General features: G+C 39.7%; 19 protein-coding genes. 10 read left to right on the forward strand and 9 right to left on the reverse strand.

All coding sequences use genetic code 11. The features are described from left to right. Positions 1 to 12 precede the first annotated feature (12 nt). The 6 genes from lptB to H5161_RS14190 are packed head-to-tail and all read right to left on the reverse strand — an operon-like array spanning position 13 to position 4,316. Entirely contained in the window at positions 13 to 738 is a 726-nt protein-coding gene (lptB, locus tag H5161_RS14165; protein ID WP_002957942.1) for an LPS export ABC transporter ATP-binding protein, read from the reverse strand. After that, positions 735 to 1,280 (reverse strand): lipopolysaccharide transport periplasmic protein LptA, encoded by a 546-nt coding sequence (lptA, locus tag H5161_RS14170; RefSeq protein ID WP_002957943.1) that lies wholly within the window; start codon positions 1,278 to 1,280, stop codon positions 735 to 737. Before lptA ends, lptB begins: the two co-directional genes overlap by 4 nt. Continuing rightward, positions 1,270 to 1,824, reverse strand: a complete 555-nt coding sequence (gene lptC / locus H5161_RS14175; protein ID WP_002957944.1) for an LPS export ABC transporter periplasmic protein LptC — start codon at positions 1,822 to 1,824, stop codon at positions 1,270 to 1,272. The genes lptA and lptC overlap by 11 nt, the downstream gene beginning before the upstream one ends. After that, a complete protein-coding gene (gene kdsC, locus H5161_RS14180) occupies positions 1,821 to 2,372 on the reverse strand; it encodes a 3-deoxy-manno-octulosonate-8-phosphatase KdsC (RefSeq protein WP_007580311.1) in 552 nt (183 codons plus the stop codon). Before kdsC ends, lptC begins: the two co-directional genes overlap by 4 nt. Then, positions 2,373 to 3,344 (reverse strand): KpsF/GutQ family sugar-phosphate isomerase, encoded by a 972-nt coding sequence (locus tag H5161_RS14185; protein ID WP_002957946.1) that lies wholly within the window; start codon positions 3,342 to 3,344, stop codon positions 2,373 to 2,375. Between the two features lie 3 nt (positions 3,345 to 3,347). Continuing rightward, the gene (locus H5161_RS14190) at positions 3,348 to 4,316 is read right to left on the reverse strand and encodes a calcium/sodium antiporter (RefSeq protein ID WP_002957947.1); all 969 of its coding nucleotides are present in this window, start codon (positions 4,314 to 4,316) and stop codon (positions 3,348 to 3,350) included. Positions 4,317 to 4,571: 255 nt separating this feature from the next. Here H5161_RS14190 and H5161_RS14195 point away from each other — a divergent pair, with 255 nt between their 5' ends. From H5161_RS14195 to murA, 7 genes are read left to right on the forward strand one after another with little or no spacing between them, the layout of a single operon-like run. Next, on the forward strand, positions 4,572 to 5,387 hold the full coding sequence (locus H5161_RS14195) for an ATP-binding cassette domain-containing protein (RefSeq protein WP_080945050.1): 816 nt from the start codon (positions 4,572 to 4,574) through the stop codon (positions 5,385 to 5,387). Then, entirely contained in the window at positions 5,387 to 6,166 is a 780-nt protein-coding gene (mlaE, locus tag H5161_RS14200) for a lipid asymmetry maintenance ABC transporter permease subunit MlaE (protein ID WP_002957949.1), read from the forward strand. The genes H5161_RS14195 and mlaE overlap by 1 nt, the downstream gene beginning before the upstream one ends. Positions 6,167 to 6,179: 13 nt before the next feature. Then, positions 6,180 to 6,728: an outer membrane lipid asymmetry maintenance protein MlaD gene (gene mlaD, locus H5161_RS14205; protein WP_002957950.1), complete on the forward strand. Its 549-nt coding sequence runs from the start codon at positions 6,180 to 6,182 to the stop codon at positions 6,726 to 6,728. 5 nt (positions 6,729 to 6,733) lie between these two features. Then, positions 6,734 to 7,414 carry a phospholipid-binding protein MlaC gene (locus H5161_RS14210; protein ID WP_039485391.1) on the forward strand — a complete coding sequence of 227 codons (681 nt, stop codon included), beginning with the start codon at positions 6,734 to 6,736 and terminating at the stop codon, positions 7,412 to 7,414. Continuing rightward, positions 7,407 to 7,700, forward strand: a complete 294-nt coding sequence (locus H5161_RS14215) for a lipid asymmetry maintenance protein MlaB (RefSeq protein ID WP_002957952.1) — start codon at positions 7,407 to 7,409, stop codon at positions 7,698 to 7,700. The genes H5161_RS14210 and H5161_RS14215 overlap by 8 nt, the downstream gene beginning before the upstream one ends. A 5-nt stretch (positions 7,701 to 7,705) precedes the next feature. Continuing rightward, positions 7,706 to 7,963 (forward strand): BolA family protein, encoded by a 258-nt coding sequence (locus tag H5161_RS14220; protein ID WP_002957953.1) that lies wholly within the window; start codon positions 7,706 to 7,708, stop codon positions 7,961 to 7,963. Positions 7,964 to 7,976: 13 nt separating this feature from the next. Next, complete coding sequence (gene murA / locus H5161_RS14225; protein WP_039485386.1) at positions 7,977 to 9,236, forward strand: UDP-N-acetylglucosamine 1-carboxyvinyltransferase; 1,260 nt, start codon at positions 7,977 to 7,979, stop codon at positions 9,234 to 9,236. Positions 9,237 to 9,322: 86 nt separating this feature from the next. Here murA and H5161_RS14230 read toward each other — a convergent pair whose 3' ends face one another. From H5161_RS14230 to H5161_RS14240, 3 genes are all read right to left on the reverse strand, one after another. Beyond that, entirely contained in the window at positions 9,323 to 10,405 is a 1,083-nt protein-coding gene (locus H5161_RS14230; RefSeq protein ID WP_024595792.1) for a trypsin-like peptidase domain-containing protein, read from the reverse strand. 102 nt (positions 10,406 to 10,507) lie between these two features. Next, positions 10,508 to 11,860 (reverse strand): Do family serine endopeptidase, encoded by a 1,353-nt coding sequence (locus H5161_RS14235; protein ID WP_182769540.1) that lies wholly within the window; start codon positions 11,858 to 11,860, stop codon positions 10,508 to 10,510. A 129-nt stretch (positions 11,861 to 11,989) separates the two neighbouring features. Then, positions 11,990 to 12,433: a YhcB family protein gene (locus H5161_RS14240; RefSeq protein WP_182769541.1), complete on the reverse strand. Its 444-nt coding sequence runs from the start codon at positions 12,431 to 12,433 to the stop codon at positions 11,990 to 11,992. Positions 12,434 to 12,567: 134 nt separating this feature from the next. On the opposite strand from H5161_RS14240, the gene zapE reads away from it, so the two are divergent. The 3 genes from zapE to rpsI all read left to right on the forward strand — a co-directional run bounded on the left by zapE (position 12,568) and on the right by rpsI (position 14,768). Continuing rightward, positions 12,568 to 13,656: a cell division protein ZapE gene (gene zapE, locus H5161_RS14245; protein WP_002957958.1), complete on the forward strand. Its 1,089-nt coding sequence runs from the start codon at positions 12,568 to 12,570 to the stop codon at positions 13,654 to 13,656. A gap of 282 nt (positions 13,657 to 13,938) precedes the next feature. Next, positions 13,939 to 14,367: a 50S ribosomal protein L13 gene (rplM, locus tag H5161_RS14250; protein WP_002957960.1), complete on the forward strand. Its 429-nt coding sequence runs from the start codon at positions 13,939 to 13,941 to the stop codon at positions 14,365 to 14,367. A gap of 8 nt (positions 14,368 to 14,375) precedes the next feature. Then, positions 14,376 to 14,768 (forward strand): 30S ribosomal protein S9, encoded by a 393-nt coding sequence (gene rpsI, locus H5161_RS14255; RefSeq protein WP_024595789.1) that lies wholly within the window; start codon positions 14,376 to 14,378, stop codon positions 14,766 to 14,768. Positions 14,769 to 14,948 lie beyond the last annotated feature (180 nt).

Here is a 14,948-nt window from a genome sequence, read left to right on the forward strand (position 1 = left end):
ATGGCGTAAATGTTACAGCCTAAATTGCTCGCCTAAGTAAACATCGCGTACTGTTTTATCATTTAATACGTGTTCTGGAGTACCTGATGCAATCAGCTCCCCATGAGAAACAATGTAGGCTTTTTCACAAACATCAAGGGTCTCTCTTACGTTATGGTCGGTAATTAATACACCAATCCCACGATTTTTAAGATGTTCTATTATTTTCTTTATATCTAATACCGAAATAGGGTCAACACCGGCAAACGGTTCATCCAGTAATATAAATTTAGGATCTGCTGCCAGCGCTCGTGCTATTTCTACACGACGACGTTCTCCCCCCGATAATGCCATACCTTGGCTATCACGAATGTGTTGTATGCTAAATTCATCTAATAAGTTATTGAGCGTGTCTTCTCTGGCTTGTTTATTTAGTTCTTTGCGCGTTTCTAAAATGGCCATTAAGTTTTGATAAACAGTCAGCTTTCTAAAAATCGATGACTCTTGTGGTAAGTAGCCTATGCCTAATCTAGCACGACTATGCATAGGTAAAAGAGTAATATCGTTATCATCAATAGATATTTTACCTTTGTCGCTAGGAACAAGCCCTACAATCATATAAAAAGTCGTTGTTTTACCAGCACCGTTAGGGCCAAGTAAGCCAACTATACTGCCAGCTTGTACTTCAAGGCCGACGTTTTTTACAACTTCACGACCTTTATAGCTTTTTGCTAATAGTTCTGCTTTTAATGTGCTCATGGTTGACCTTTATCGCCTTTTTTACTTTTTTTAGTTTCGATCGGTACTAAAATTGTGTGAACGCGGTCAGTTGAGTTTTCATCTTTTTCGGCACTGATGAGCTGCTGCTCTATGTCGTAGGTAATGCTTTTAGCATTTATTTTTTGTCCGGCTTGCGAAACTTGTGCATTACCAACAAGCGTTAAAAAACGCTTAGATACATCATAACGTACTTCGTCAGCACTGGCGCTCATAGTCGTGCCGTCTGATTGCTTTTCTTCAAAGTGCGCAGGGCTACCTGTGGCAATTAATAATTGTTTATTATCACCAAGTTCATCACGTTTGTGTACTTCTAGGCGATCGGCTGTAATGCGGCGATTACCGTGAATAATCTCAACGTTTTTCTCAAAAATACCCACATTAGCTTTCAATTGACCTTCTTGCTTGTCGGCACTTATTGAAATTTGATTGGCAGCAGGTTGCGTGTTTTGCTCTGCAGCACTACTATTAAACGCTAGTATAAGTGTAGGAATTATAAGTGATTTTAATATTTTATTGGTCATAATATATGGTTCGCGTATGGTTAATTAGTTTTATCACTTCGGTTTTCAAGTCGGCTTCTAGGCCTTTACCGGTGATTTTTAAATTGGGTCCAGTGATAATGACGGGTTGCTCCGAACGCATTGTTAATAACTTTATATCAACCTGAATATTATCAGCATTGATTTTGTCTATCATGGCGTTATCGGTTAAATTTTTGGCAACCACATTACCTTCTAAAATTAATTGTTTATCTTCATATAATGTTGCTTCGTCTGCATTTATTTGCCACGTTTGTTGCTCGTTATATAAAGTAAAAATGGGTTTTTCAAAAAACGTGAAACCTAATTGCTGGTATAGCTCCATTTTAGCCGCAGTGACTTTGTGGCTAATTTTACCTTGCTCATCATAGGCTGTCTGTTTGAGCTCAATAGCTATGTAATCAGGCTTAGCAACAACTTCAGGCTCAGCCTGAGGCACAATATTTGTTTGTGTAAAATAAGGGTACCAAAGCCAAACCATACAGCTAATGAATAAAACGCTTAATATTATGCGCGCTGCATTCATGAACTAGTGCCTTGTGTAGTCAATGCTTTACCATTTTCAAGCATGAGCAAATCGGTGAGTTCTCTCACAGCGCCAAAACCACCAGGCATTTGCGTTACATAATGTGACAAACGCTTAATAAGAGGGTGGGCATCATTTACTGCAACGGCAAAGCCTACTAACTCCATAACAGGCATGTCAGGACCGTCATCACCAATATAAGCAATTTGTTCATCGCTAAGGTTGAGTTTATCTTTTAATTCTTGATAGGCAATGAGCTTATTTTCTTGGCCTTGATAAATATGCTGTACGGTTAAGCTGCTCATACGTTGTTGTACTATCTGTGAATGACGACCAGTAATAACAGCTACTTCAAAGCCACTGTTTATAAGTGCTTTAATGCCAAAACCATCTTTTGTATTAAATGCTTTTAGCTCTTCACCTTGATTGCCAAGGTAAATACGGCCATCAGAAAATACACCATCAATATCGCATATAAGTAGTTTTACTTTTTTAGCGCGTGCTTTTGCATCATCGCTCAGCGGTTGATAGAGTTCTTCAAATTGCATTTATAACACTCCTGCTTTTAATAGGTCTTGCATATTTAATGCGCCAATAGGTTGGTTTTTCTCATTGACGACGATTAGGCCATTTATACGTTTACGTTCCATAATATTGAGCGCTTCAGCGGCTAAAATATCTTGCGTAGCTGTAGTGCATGACTTAGTCATAACAACATCTATTTGTGTTGTATGAATATCAATTCTTTGTTCTAAAATGCGACGTAAGTCACCATCGGTAAATAACCCTACGAGTTGCTGATTTTCATCAACAATGGCTGTCATACCTAATCCTTTAGCTGACATTTCTATTAGAGCATCTTTAACTGTTTGTGAAACATCAATAATAGGTGTATTTGCGCCGCTGTGCATAACATCTTTTAAAGTAAGTAATAAGCGCTTGCCTAAACTACCACCTGGGTGAGATAGCGCGAAGTCATCAGCTGTAAAGCCGCGAGCTTCTAATAATGCAACTGCCATGGCATCGCCCATCGCAAGCGTTGCAGTGGTACTTGATGTAGGGGCTAGACCCAATGAACAAGCTTCTTTTTCTACTTTAATGCACACATGTACATTAGCAAGGGTTGCCATGGTTGATTGTGTATTGCCAGTCATCGCTATCATTTTGGCACCAAGTCGTTTTAAAACCGGAATGATATTTAAAACTTCGCTGGTTTCCCCTGAATTAGAAATAAGCATAACCACGTCATTTTTAGTGATCATACCTAAATCACCATGACTTGCTTCACCAGGGTGAACAAAAAACGCTGGGCTGCCAGTACTTGCAAGGGTTGCCGCTATTTTATTGCCAATATGGCCTGATTTTCCCATGCCAATGACAATAATACGGCCTTCACAGTCGTACATTAATTGGCACGCGTTATGAAAATTTTCATCTACATATTGTGCAATATCACTAAGTGCTTGGCGCTCAACATCTAAAACGCGAAGGCCTTGTTCAATAAAGTTTAGCGTTGCCATCATTTACCCTACTTGACTAAAAATATACCCTTGGTAACCCAAAAACGCTATTAGCAATAAGCCGCCTTCTACCCTATTGATACGCTGGGTGCCTCTAAAGTTCAATGACATAATAATAAGAGCAAGTGTTGCACCAATCATAATTAATATATCTCGGCTTACTAACGATGGATCAATTGCTGAAGGATTAATAATACCTGCTAGAGGTAATACAGCTAAAATATTAAATATGTTTGAGCCAACAATATTACCTAGTGCTAAATCATCTTCATTTTTAAGTACACCTGCAACCGAGGCGGCAAGTTCAGGCAAGCTAGTACCAATGGCAATAATTGTTAAACCAATGACTAAGTCGCTTAAGCCGAAGTATTTAGCAATATCAACAGCTGAGCCGATTAAAAAATGAGAACTAACCGGCAGGAGTATCATGCCAACAATTAACCAAAATACTGCTTTTTTAGTAGGTACATCGTTTGGTACATCGTCGCAGGCTTCTGAGACAAATGGGTCATCTTGGTTTTTTGCACGCATAGATACAATGATTAACCCACCGATGAATACGATAAAGCCAACTAAAAGCGCAACACCTTCACTAAATGAAAAGTAGTTATCTGAGAACACATACCAAGTAGCTAAAGATACGAGCATCACTAATGGCATTTCACGTTTTAACGTACTAGATGAAACTGAAAGAGGGCGAAATAGAGCAGTGATACCTAACACAAGTAAAATGTTTGTAATATTAGAGCCAACAGCATTGCCAACGGCTGTGTCGGTTTTGTTAGCCAGAGCGGCAGAGGCTGAAACCATCATTTCAGGGGCTGAAGAGCCCATGGCTACAACGGTCAAACCAACAATAAGTGTAGGTACACCAAAGTTTTTAGCAAGAGCCGCAGCCCCATAAACAAACCTATCGGCACTCCAAACAAGAGCTGCAAAACCAAGAATTAAAATAACAAACGAGGTAACCATTGTGTTAAGCCAGTTATACAAAATACGGATGGCGCGAATAGTAACAAAAGCCAAGATGAAAGTATAAATAAAAGAGTAAGGTCAACTAGGTAACAATGTTGCTTTTAAACAGCTAATTTAAAAATTTAAGCCGGGGTTAAGCTGTTTTGAGCGAGTCTTATAATCCTTTTCATGGGTGTATTACAAAATCTTACGAATTGTTTTTTCCATCTTTGACAAAAAAGCTTTAAAATAGGGGCACTAGTGAACATTTTTATGGAGAGCGACTTGTCGCAATCAATAGTAGAAGTCAAGGATGTTAGCTTTTCGAGAGGCAATAGAACCATATATAAAAATATGAGTTTTAGCGTTCCTAAAGGTAAAATTACTGCGATTATGGGGCCAAGCGGAATTGGCAAAACCACTATGTTGCGTTTAATTGGTGGTCAGCTTAAACCAGATTCAGGTGATATTTTATTTGAAGGTGGCAGCATTCCTAAAATGTCTCGTAAAGAGTTATACGAAGCACGTACTAAAATGAGTATGCTTTTTCAAAGTGGTGCGTTGTTTACTGATATGTCGGTATTTGACAATATCGCGTTCCCTATAAGAGAGCACACAAAGCTAAGTGAAGACCTGATTCGATTAGTTGTGTTAATGAAACTGCAAGCGGTTGGACTACGTGGCGCTAAAGATTTAATGCCATCTGAGTTATCCGGCGGTATGGCAAGGCGTGCTGCACTTGCACGCGCTATAGCACTTGATCCAGAGCTAATCATGTACGATGAACCATTTGCAGGGCAAGATCCTATTTCGATGGGCGTATTGGTTAAGCTAATTAAGTCGCTCAACGAAGTATTAGGTTTATCGTCTTTAATCGTGACGCACGATGTAACAGAGGTAATGAGTATTGCCGAACACGTTATAATTATCGCCGATCAAGGGGTAATTGGTTCTGGTACTCCAGATGAAATGCGTAATCATGAATCTCCTTTAGTTCAACAGTTTTTAAAAGGCTTGTCGGATGGTCCTGTACCATTTCATTTTCCGGCTCAGGCTTATGCAGACGAACTACTTGGAGAAAAAGCATAATGTTGGATTTATTTCAAAAGCTAGGACATAAAACGCTAGGACGCTTTGCGGCCCTTGGTCGTTCTGCTTATATGCTGTTTAGTGCATTAGCGCATGTTCCTAATTTTAAAAAAGGCACACCGTTACTTGTTCGCCAGCTTTATATGGTTGGTTCGCAATCGTTACTCATTATTATGGTGTCGGGTTTGTTTATCGGTATGGTGTTGGCTTTACAAGGTTACACCGTATTGGTTGGTTATGGCGCTGAGGATAGTTTAGGGCCGTTAGTGGCACTGAGCTTATTGCGAGAACTAGGCCCGGTTGTTACTGCATTATTATTTGCAGGACGCGCAGGTAGCGCTTTGACAGCTGAAATTGGCTTAATGAAAGCAACAGAGCAACTTTCATCACTTGAGATGATGGCAATCGATCCGCTAAAACGTATTATTGCACCGCGCTTTTGGGCGGGTTTTATAAGCATGCCATTGCTTGCATTGATATTTTCAGCTGTAGCAATTATAGGCGCTCATTTAGTGGGGGTAGATTGGCTGGGGGTTGATACAGGTAGTTTTTGGTCAATCATGCAATCGCAAGTGTCGTTTCAGCAAGACATACTAAACGGTATTATTAAAAGCTTTGTATTTGCCATAGTGGTGACCTGGATTGCGCTTTATAAAGGATATGACTGTGTGCCGACCTCAGAAGGGATCAGCAAAGCAACCACCGAAACGGTTGTTCATTCGTCATTAGCAGTTTTAGGTTTTGACTTTATTTTGACAGCGGTAATGTTTACCAGCTAATAGGGTATAGATAATGAATTCACGGAAATTAGAAATTTTAGTTGGTTTTTTTGTAGCACTTGGCATTTTAGCTTTTGCGATGCTTGCACTTAAAGTTGCCAATTCAGGTATTAGTGGCTCTGGCGAAACATATACGCTTAATGCCAAGTTTGAAAACATCGGCTCGTTAAAAGCGCGTGCGCCAGTAAAAGTAGGTGGTGTTGTAATTGGCCGTGTTGAATCAATTTATGTTCACCCACAAGAGTTTTTACCAGTCGTTAATATGACCATTGACGCACAGTACTTATGTCGTTTTTCAGACACAAGCTCAATCTCTATTTTAACGTCGGGTATTTTAGGTGAGCAGTACTTAGGTATTCACCCTGTAATTTCTCCAGATTCTGCTAAGCAACGTTGTTTAGGCGAAACAGTGACAGAAAACAAGCAAGATGAAGCAATTGACGATTTATTTGGTGTGGAAAGTAAAGCACTAGGTGATGGCGATTCAATCACTGATACTAAGTCTGCCATTGTACTTGAAGAATTAATCGGGCAGTTTTTATTCAACCAAGGTAGTGAGTAATTATTATGTTGAAAAAGTTTTTAGCTATTGTAGCAATTGGCACAATGACGCTAACTCAAAGCGTAAGTGCAGCAGATGTGAAATTAGTCGATCCTAATAAAATGGTACGCCAAGTTGCCGATAATACATTTGCGCGCATTAAAAAAGATCAGCCATTAATTGTTAAAGATCAGGAATACCTTCGCGTAATAGTCGAAGAAGAATTAATGCCTTATATCGACTATAAATATGCAGCACTTCGTGTACTTGGCAGTGAAGTATCTAAAGTTCGTGCAATTACCGACGAGGCTGAAAAGGCCAAAGCAATTAAAGAAATTCAACGCTTTATTGGTGTATTTAGAGAGTACTTAGTTGCTACTTATGCAGGTGTATTTACTCAATACACAAACCAGAAAGTTGAGTTTGGTGCAGAGCAAGCGTTTAAAGGTAAAGACGTCGTTGTTGTTAAGACTAAAATTATTGAAGACGGTAAACCTGATATCAGAATCGATTTTAAAGTACGCGAAGACCGCGACGGTGAATGGCGCGCGTACGATATGATTGCCGAAGGTATTAGTTTACTGGATGCAAAGCAAAGCGAGCTGCAAGGTATTTTGCGTCAGCAAGGTATTGATAATGTAAGTAACCTTTTAGAGCAAAAGAGTCAGCTACCAGTTCAGTTTAGAGGCAGTAACTCGAATGACTAAATTGGCAATAAGCCAAGTTGATGGACAACATTTTGGAGTAAGCGGTGAGCTTACTCGAAATTCAATTGGCGATGAACAGCTTCTGAACAATAAGTTATTAACTAAGCATAAAATCATCTATTTCGACCTAAGTGGAGTATCAAGGGTTGACACAGCTGGCTTAGCTTGGTTAATTCACTCTTTTGCAGAATTAAAGCAGCAAGGCATTCGCCTTGAATTGCAAAACCTACCTGAGCAATTGCAAAATTTAATGCAATTGGGTCAGGTTACAACCCTATTTGAGTGAGAGTTATGGAAACTAGCCAAGTCGAAACATTATTACGCGAAGAACTTCAATTAGCTGAAGTACATGTAAAAGCCAATGGTAGTCATTATGAAGTTGTTGCAGTAGGCGAATGCTTTGACGGTTTAAGCCGAGTTAAAAAGCAGCAGCTAGTTTATGGTCCATTAATGAATACAATTTCAGATGGGACAATTCACGCAGTATCTATTCGTGCATTTACTCCTGTAGAGTGGAAGCGTGAACAAAAATTTATTTTACCGCAATAACTAGGGCCTCCTAATGGATCAATTTGTAATTCAAGGTGGCACTTCACTTGCTGGTGAAGTGACTATTTCGGGCGCTAAAAATGCCGCACTTCCTATCTTATTTGCTTCACTATTAGCTGATGGTAAAAGTATATTTACTAATGTACCGCGTCTTCGCGACATAGTGACCACTGAAGCCTTATTAAAAACTTTAGGTGCAGATGTTAATTGGCAGGGCGATACGCTAGTAATTGACGGTGCAACGGTTAATAAAACATTAGCGCCTTACGACTTAGTAAAGCAAATGCGCGCCTCTGTGCTTGCATTAGGCCCTCTAGTTGCACGTTTTGGTGAGGCTCAAGTGTCTTTACCTGGTGGGTGCGCTATTGGTGCTCGCCCTGTTGATATCCATATTCAAGGTTTGGAGCGCATGGGCGCACAAATAAACGTTGAAAATGGTTATATTAATGCCAAGGTTAATGGTCGCTTAAAAGGCGCTGAAATTTTTATGGAAATGGTAAGTGTAGGCGCTACCGAAAACCTATTAATGGCAGCGGCCCTCGCTGATGGTAAAACCATACTTGATAATGCGGCACGCGAGCCTGAAATAATTGATTTAGCTAACTGCCTAATTGCTATGGGCGCTAAAATCACAGGTGCAGGTACTAGCCGCATTGAAGTTGAAGGCGTTGAGCGTTTAGCTGGCTGTGAACACAGTATTTTACCTGACCGAATTGAAACTGGGACGTTTTTAGTCGCAGCAGCAATGGCTGGCGGTGAAGTACTTTGTAAAAATACAGACTTTCATTCTCTTGAGCCTGTGATTGAAAAGCTACGTGCTACGAATGCGCACCTAGAAGTACATAACAATAGTATTTATCTTGATATGCGCGGCCGAGAACTTAAAGCCGTGAATATTAAAACAGCTCCACACCCAGGTTTTCCTACGGATATGCAAGCTCAGTTTACAGCATTGAATGTAGTAGCAAATGGTAGTGCAACGATCACAGAAACGATTTTTGAAAACCGTTTTATGCATGTACCAGAGTTGCAGCGTATGGGCGCTAATATTCGTTTAGAAGGGCATACCGCAATTTGTGGTGAGACTGAAAGCTTAACGGGTGCGCAAGTGATGGCAACCGATTTACGCGCTTCAGCTAGCTTAATTTTAACGGGTATAGTGGCACAGGGTGAAACGGTTGTTGACCGTATTTATCACGTTGATAGAGGCTATCAGCGCATTGAAGATAAGCTAAGTGCGTTGGGTGCAAACATTAAACGTAGAAGTAGCTAAGTAGATAACTAGTTAAGCTATTTAAAAAAGGTCGGATACGCAAATTGCTATCCGACCTTTTTATTGACGATTGGTATTACTCTTTTTTAAAGCTTTGTTTCAAGCTCAGCTACTACCACCATGATTTTTTCTATTTTGCCATCTCTGTATAGCTCAAATTCTATTTCTTTACCGGGCTCCGTATTACCTATTTTTTCAAGCACTTTTTGTGGGTTTGCTACCGAAAGCCCTGCAATTTTAATGACGATATCTTGCTCTTCAATGCCTGCTTGCCATGCTGGCCCCAAAGGGTCTAAATTAGTAATACGCATGCCGGTAACCGGCGTTAGGCTGTCGTTTACTTCTTTACCCGTACTATCTACTGCTGTGCCTTCAAAGCCTAAATAGCCGCGCACAACCCGACCGTGACGAATGAGTTTACCCATCACTTTTTTAGCAAGTGAGTAAGGAACCGCAAAAAATATTCCTTGAATATTCAAGTTCTCACGCGTTTTAAATTGTGCAGAAGTAATGCCGACTAAATCACCATTGGAGTTAACTAATGCGCCGCCGGAGTTGCCCACGTTAATAGCTGCATCCATTTGCAATAAGTTATTGTAAGGGCTATCTGTAATTTTTTGCTTACCCGTTGCACTAATAATGCCTTGAGTGATTGTTTGCCCTAAGTTAAGCGGGTTGCCTATAGCAAGTACAACATCGCCTACATTTGATACATAGCTATCGTTTACGGGAATCACTGGGAGGTGATCTGCATTGATTTTAAGTAAGGCTAAATCAGTAATAGTATCAAAACCAATGAGTTGCACATCAAAAAAGCGTCGGCCATCGGTTAAGATAACCATAATTTGGTCTGCATTATTAACAACATGATAGTTAGTAAGAATATAACCGTCTTGCGACATAATGACGCCAGAGCCTAGCTCTTGTACCGTGTTTTTTCTTTTATAACGAGGTTCTTTGGAAATGCTTTCTGAAAAAATAGTAACTACAGAAGGAGCTGCTCGTTTAACTGCATCAGAAAAACTCAGGTGACTCGCACTCATCGCGCTTGGAAGGGGAACATTAGGAAGTAAGGCGGCTCGCATATTAGGGCTGAAAAAAACCACTAAAAAAGCAATACTTAGACCTGCAAATAAAGGGGGAAGAATAAATTTTATTAATTTCAGCACAGTTTTCTTATTATGTAAGTGAGCAATCTCTTTATGATGACATAAAAAAAATAACAGCGGCAAGTGCCACTGTTATTTTTATTACATTAATAGTGCTATTTATTACTGAATTAAAATAAATATAGACTCACGACCACGTTGCACGCCAAGTACGATATTACCTTTAGTGTTTTCGATAATCTTATTCATATCACGGATAGTCTCTACTCTTTGGCGATTCACTTGCATAATAATATCACCTTCTTCAAGGCCAACACGGGCAGAAGGTGAGCGAGGGTCTACAGACGTAACCTCAACACCTTTATTACTATTTTTTTGCACGTTTTCAAGTGCCGCGCCTTGGAACGCAGGATGCAGCTCTTCGCCAGTCGCTGTAACACCTGATGCACCATCAAGAGTTACTTTTACCGTTTTAATTTTACCATCGCGGTAAATACCAAGTTTTATTTCGCGGCCTTCACCTAGCGTAGCAATTTTGCTGCGTAGTTCATGGAAACCACTAATATCACCGCCATTAATGCTAACAATTACGTCACCTGCTTTTATACCTGCTTTACTTGCAGCAGTGTCGTCCATTACTTGCATTACATAAGCACCTTGTTTAACGTCAAGTTGCTGCGCTTTAGCAAGGCCTGCATCAAGTGGGCGGCCAGAAATACCCAGCGAACCTCGGCGTACTTCACCGTGTTCAACAATTTGATCAACTAAGTTTTTCATCATGTTTGATGGAATGGCAAAACCAATACCCACGTTACCGCCAGAAGCACCTAAAATAGCAGTGTTAATACCAATCAATTCACCGTTTAAGTTAACTAATGCACCACCAGAGTTGCCTTGGTTAATAGCAGCATCGGTTTGAATGAAATCTTCGTAGCCCTCAATATTTAAACCACTACGGCCAAGAGCACTAACAATACCAGATGTAACTGTGTGGCTAAGTCCAAATGGGTTACCAATAGCAACAGCAAAGTCGCCCACTCGTAAACTATCTGAATTTGCGAGTTTTATTTCAGTTAAGTCATCAGCGTCTATTTGTAAAAGAGCGATGTCTGATTCTGTATCAGTACCAATTTTAGTTGCTTCAAATTCACGGCCATCTTCTAGGGTTACTACCATTTTTTCGGCATCTTGGATTACGTGATTATTAGTGACTACATAACCCTCATCAGCATCAATAATCACCCCAGAGCCTAATCCACTAAATTGACGCTTTTGACTGCGAGGCTGTTGCTGTCCAAAAAAGTATTCAAGCGGATCTGCACGGCGGCGTACTTCTTTTGAGCCTGAAACTTGGATACTTACAACACCTGGAGATATTTTCTCTAGCATGGGGGCAAGAGTTGGTAGTTGTTGACCATTTACTGCAATTGGCATTTTTGCATAAGACGCTACTGGGCTCATTAACAAGCTTGTAGATAAAATAGCTGCGCTGATAAGTGATAATTTCATTTTCATAGTCAGGGGTAACTCCACTTAAGATAAAGCAAAACAAAAAGGGCTACTTTACAGCAGCCCTTTTCGGTTTATTAAGATAAAACAACAAAGCTGTTATATCTAAAGACTATGGGGTCAAAAAAAAGTTCATCAAGATGCTTTAGAATGTTCTGAAACTTTATTTTGACCAGCAAATAAACCTGATTCACCTGATACATAATCAGCTGGTTGTGCTGCGGCTGTAGAACGATCGCATTGACGCTCTTTTAATGAAGCCTGCAGTTGTTCTGTTGTTTCTTTTGAAAAGAATGGTTCAGCTGGTGCTTTATTTCTATCTTCTAGAAGAAGCTGGTTTGTTTCTTCAACGTGACTAAGCAGTTGATCATAGTTTTCTTTCATTTTATTTACGAGCTTACCAGTATTCGCTAAATGATCAGCTACATCTTGGCGATACTGCTCTAACGCATTTTTAGCTTGCTCTGCTTGCTCTTTTAATTCATCTTGTTTGAACTGTTTTTTAGTAACAAATGCGCCAATAAAAAATGCTACAACAGCAACAATAACAATCAAACCTACCCACATAACTGTGCCCATAAAAACTACCCCTTTGGGAAAATAACTAACGAATGCCGATTCAATTATAAATCATACTAAGTGTAATATACCCCGAGTTATGATGCGTGTTAATATGCTTTGCAAATTAAACTGTGTTTTAACTGTAAATAGATATGACTCCTTGGCAAACATACCAACAAGACTTAAAGCGAGATGACTTTGTACACGACGCAGCACAAGAAAATGCTGTGCGCCATTTACAACGTCTATACGATGACCTAACTCAGACAAAGCCAAAACAAAAAGGCTTTTTTGCTAAGCTATTTAGTAAAGAAGAACCTGCGCCTGTAAAAGGTTTGTACTTTTGGGGGGGAGTAGGGCGTGGTAAAACTTATTTAGTTGACACTTTTTACGAATCATTACCGGGCACACGTAAAATGCGTGTGCACTTTCATCGATTTATGCACCGAGTGCATAACGAGCTTAAAAAGCTAAATAATACGGCTAATCCATTAGAAAAAATTGCTGACACTTTTAAAGCAGAAACAGACATTATTTGCTTTGATGAGTTTTTTGTACAAGACATTACTGATGCCATGCTATTAGGTGGCTTAATGGAAGCGCTATTTGCACGGGGCATAGTACTTGTAGCAACCTCTAATATAGTGCCTGATGAACTTTACAGAAATGGCTTACAGCGAGCGCGTTTTATGCCAGCAATTGAGCTTGTTAAAAAAAATACCGAGATAGTTAATGTAGATTCAGGTATCGATTATCGCTTACGTACTTTAGAGCAAGCTGAAATTTTTCACAGCCCATTAGATGAAGATGCGGATAAGAACCTATTTGAGTACTTCGATAAGTTATCGCCAGAGCCAGGGCAATTAGATGAGCCGATAGAGATAGAAGGGCGAAAAATCAAAACGCGTAAAGTAGCTAAATGCGTTGTGATGTTTGAGTTTAGTGAATTGTGCGAAACAGCACGTAGCCAGGTCGATTACATGGAGATTAGCCGCTTATACAATACGGTGATTATTTCTAACGTAAAACAGCTAGGGCAAACTAATGATGATGCTGCTAGACGCTTTATTGCTTTAGTGGATGAATTTTATGAGCGCCATGTAACTTTAATTATATCGGCTGAAAAACCTATTACCGAACTTTATACCCAAGGTAATTTAAACTTTGAATTTAAGCGTTGTATTAGTCGTTTACAAGAAATGCAATCCTTAGAATATTTAGCTAGAGAGCATTTAGTTTAAATAAGTAAGTAAATGTGTAATAGGGCAACTATAAAAAAGAGGTACATATATAGTACTTCTTATTTCTGAAATTTCTTGTGGAAAAAACAACCGGCGAGTAGCAATGTGTTTTAAGTGCTGGTATACTCCCGCGTCTGCCACGTTGCGTTCTATGTCCTCATATAGTCTAGCCACTTGTGAGCGGCGCAAAAGTCTAAAACTCGAAGGGGTTATAGCAAACTTAGAGCAGTAGTTAATATTAACTACTTGTGGTTTTAATTGAAAAACATTGGATTTTTATAAATGAAAACGTTTGTTGCTAAACCAGAAACAGTAAAACGTGACTGGTACGTAGTTGACGCTGAAGGTAAAACTTTAGGTCGCATCGCTACTGAAATCGCTCACCGCCTACGCGGTAAGCATAAAGCTGAATACACTCCTCACGTAGATACTGGTGATTACATCATCGTTATCAACGCTGAAAAAGTTACTGTAACTGGTAACAAATTCAAAGATAAAGTGTACTACGCTCACTCTGGTTTTCCAGGTGGCCTTAAGTCTACTACTTTTGATAAACTTCAAGCTGCAAAGCCTGAAATGATCATCGAGAAAGCTGTAAAAGGCATGTTGCCACGTGGTCCTTTAGGCCGCGCTATGTACCGTAAACTTAAAGTTTACGCAGGTACTGAGCATAACCATGCTGCACAACAGCCTCAGGTTCTAGACATTTAAGGAGCACCATCATGGCAAATCAATACTACGGTACAGGTCGTCGTAAAAGTTCAAGTGCTCGCGTATTCTTACGCCCAGGCACTGGTAACATCGTAATCAACAAACGCTCTCTAGAAGAGTATTTTGGTCGCGAAACAGCACGCATGGTTGTTCATCAAGCTCTTGAGCTAGTTGATATGACTGAAAAATTTGACCTTTACATCACCGTTTCTGGTGGTGGTACAACTGGTCAAGCTGGTGCTATCCGTCACGGTATCACTCGTGCACTTATGGAGTTTGACGAGTCACTACGTCCACAACTTCGTAAAGCAGGTTTTGTTACACGTGATGCACGTAAAGTTGAACGTAAGAAAGTGGGTCTTAAGAAAGCGCGTAAGCGTCCACAGTTCTCAAAACGTTAATCTATACGTTATCAAGAATTCAAAAACCCAGCTTATGCTGGGTTTTTTGTTTTCAAATCAAAAAGTTTACATTTGCTACTTAATTTAAATTTGTTTATAGCGGTCGCCATACTTGGTATTGCTGTAATTAATGATGATCAAATTTATTAATAACTGCGTATTAATCGAACGAAAGTTAAA

The organism is Pseudoalteromonas sp. SG43-5 (genome assembly GCF_014164345.1).
Taxonomy (GTDB): domain Bacteria; phylum Pseudomonadota; class Gammaproteobacteria; order Enterobacterales; family Alteromonadaceae; genus Pseudoalteromonas; species Pseudoalteromonas distincta.

Coding starts and splice junctions, on each gene's coding strand:
- lptB (WP_002957942.1), bottom strand. CDS start 738: ATGAGCACATTAAAAGCAGAACTATTAGCAAAAAGCTATAAAGGTCGT.
- murA (WP_039485386.1), top strand. CDS start 7,977: ATGGATCAATTTGTAATTCAAGGTGGCACTTCACTTGCTGGTGAAGTG.
- H5161_RS14190 (WP_002957947.1), bottom strand. CDS start 4,316: ATGGTTACCTCGTTTGTTATTTTAATTCTTGGTTTTGCAGCTCTTGTT.
- H5161_RS14215 (WP_002957952.1), top strand. CDS start 7,407: ATGACTAAATTGGCAATAAGCCAAGTTGATGGACAACATTTTGGAGTA.
- H5161_RS14195 (WP_080945050.1), top strand. CDS start 4,572: ATGGAGAGCGACTTGTCGCAATCAATAGTAGAAGTCAAGGATGTTAGC.
- H5161_RS14240 (WP_182769541.1), bottom strand. CDS start 12,433: ATGGGCACAGTTATGTGGGTAGGTTTGATTGTTATTGTTGCTGTTGTA.
- H5161_RS14220 (WP_002957953.1), top strand. CDS start 7,706: ATGGAAACTAGCCAAGTCGAAACATTATTACGCGAAGAACTTCAATTA.
- mlaE (WP_002957949.1), top strand. CDS start 5,387: ATGTTGGATTTATTTCAAAAGCTAGGACATAAAACGCTAGGACGCTTT.
- H5161_RS14235 (WP_182769540.1), bottom strand. CDS start 11,860: ATGAAAATGAAATTATCACTTATCAGCGCAGCTATTTTATCTACAAGC.
- rplM (WP_002957960.1), top strand. CDS start 13,939: ATGAAAACGTTTGTTGCTAAACCAGAAACAGTAAAACGTGACTGGTAC.
- kdsC (WP_007580311.1), bottom strand. CDS start 2,372: ATGCAATTTGAAGAACTCTATCAACCGCTGAGCGATGATGCAAAAGCA.
- lptC (WP_002957944.1), bottom strand. CDS start 1,824: ATGAATGCAGCGCGCATAATATTAAGCGTTTTATTCATTAGCTGTATG.
- mlaD (WP_002957950.1), top strand. CDS start 6,180: ATGAATTCACGGAAATTAGAAATTTTAGTTGGTTTTTTTGTAGCACTT.
- zapE (WP_002957958.1), top strand. CDS start 12,568: ATGACTCCTTGGCAAACATACCAACAAGACTTAAAGCGAGATGACTTT.
- lptA (WP_002957943.1), bottom strand. CDS start 1,280: ATGACCAATAAAATATTAAAATCACTTATAATTCCTACACTTATACTA.
- H5161_RS14185 (WP_002957946.1), bottom strand. CDS start 3,344: ATGGCAACGCTAAACTTTATTGAACAAGGCCTTCGCGTTTTAGATGTT.
- H5161_RS14210 (WP_039485391.1), top strand. CDS start 6,734: ATGTTGAAAAAGTTTTTAGCTATTGTAGCAATTGGCACAATGACGCTA.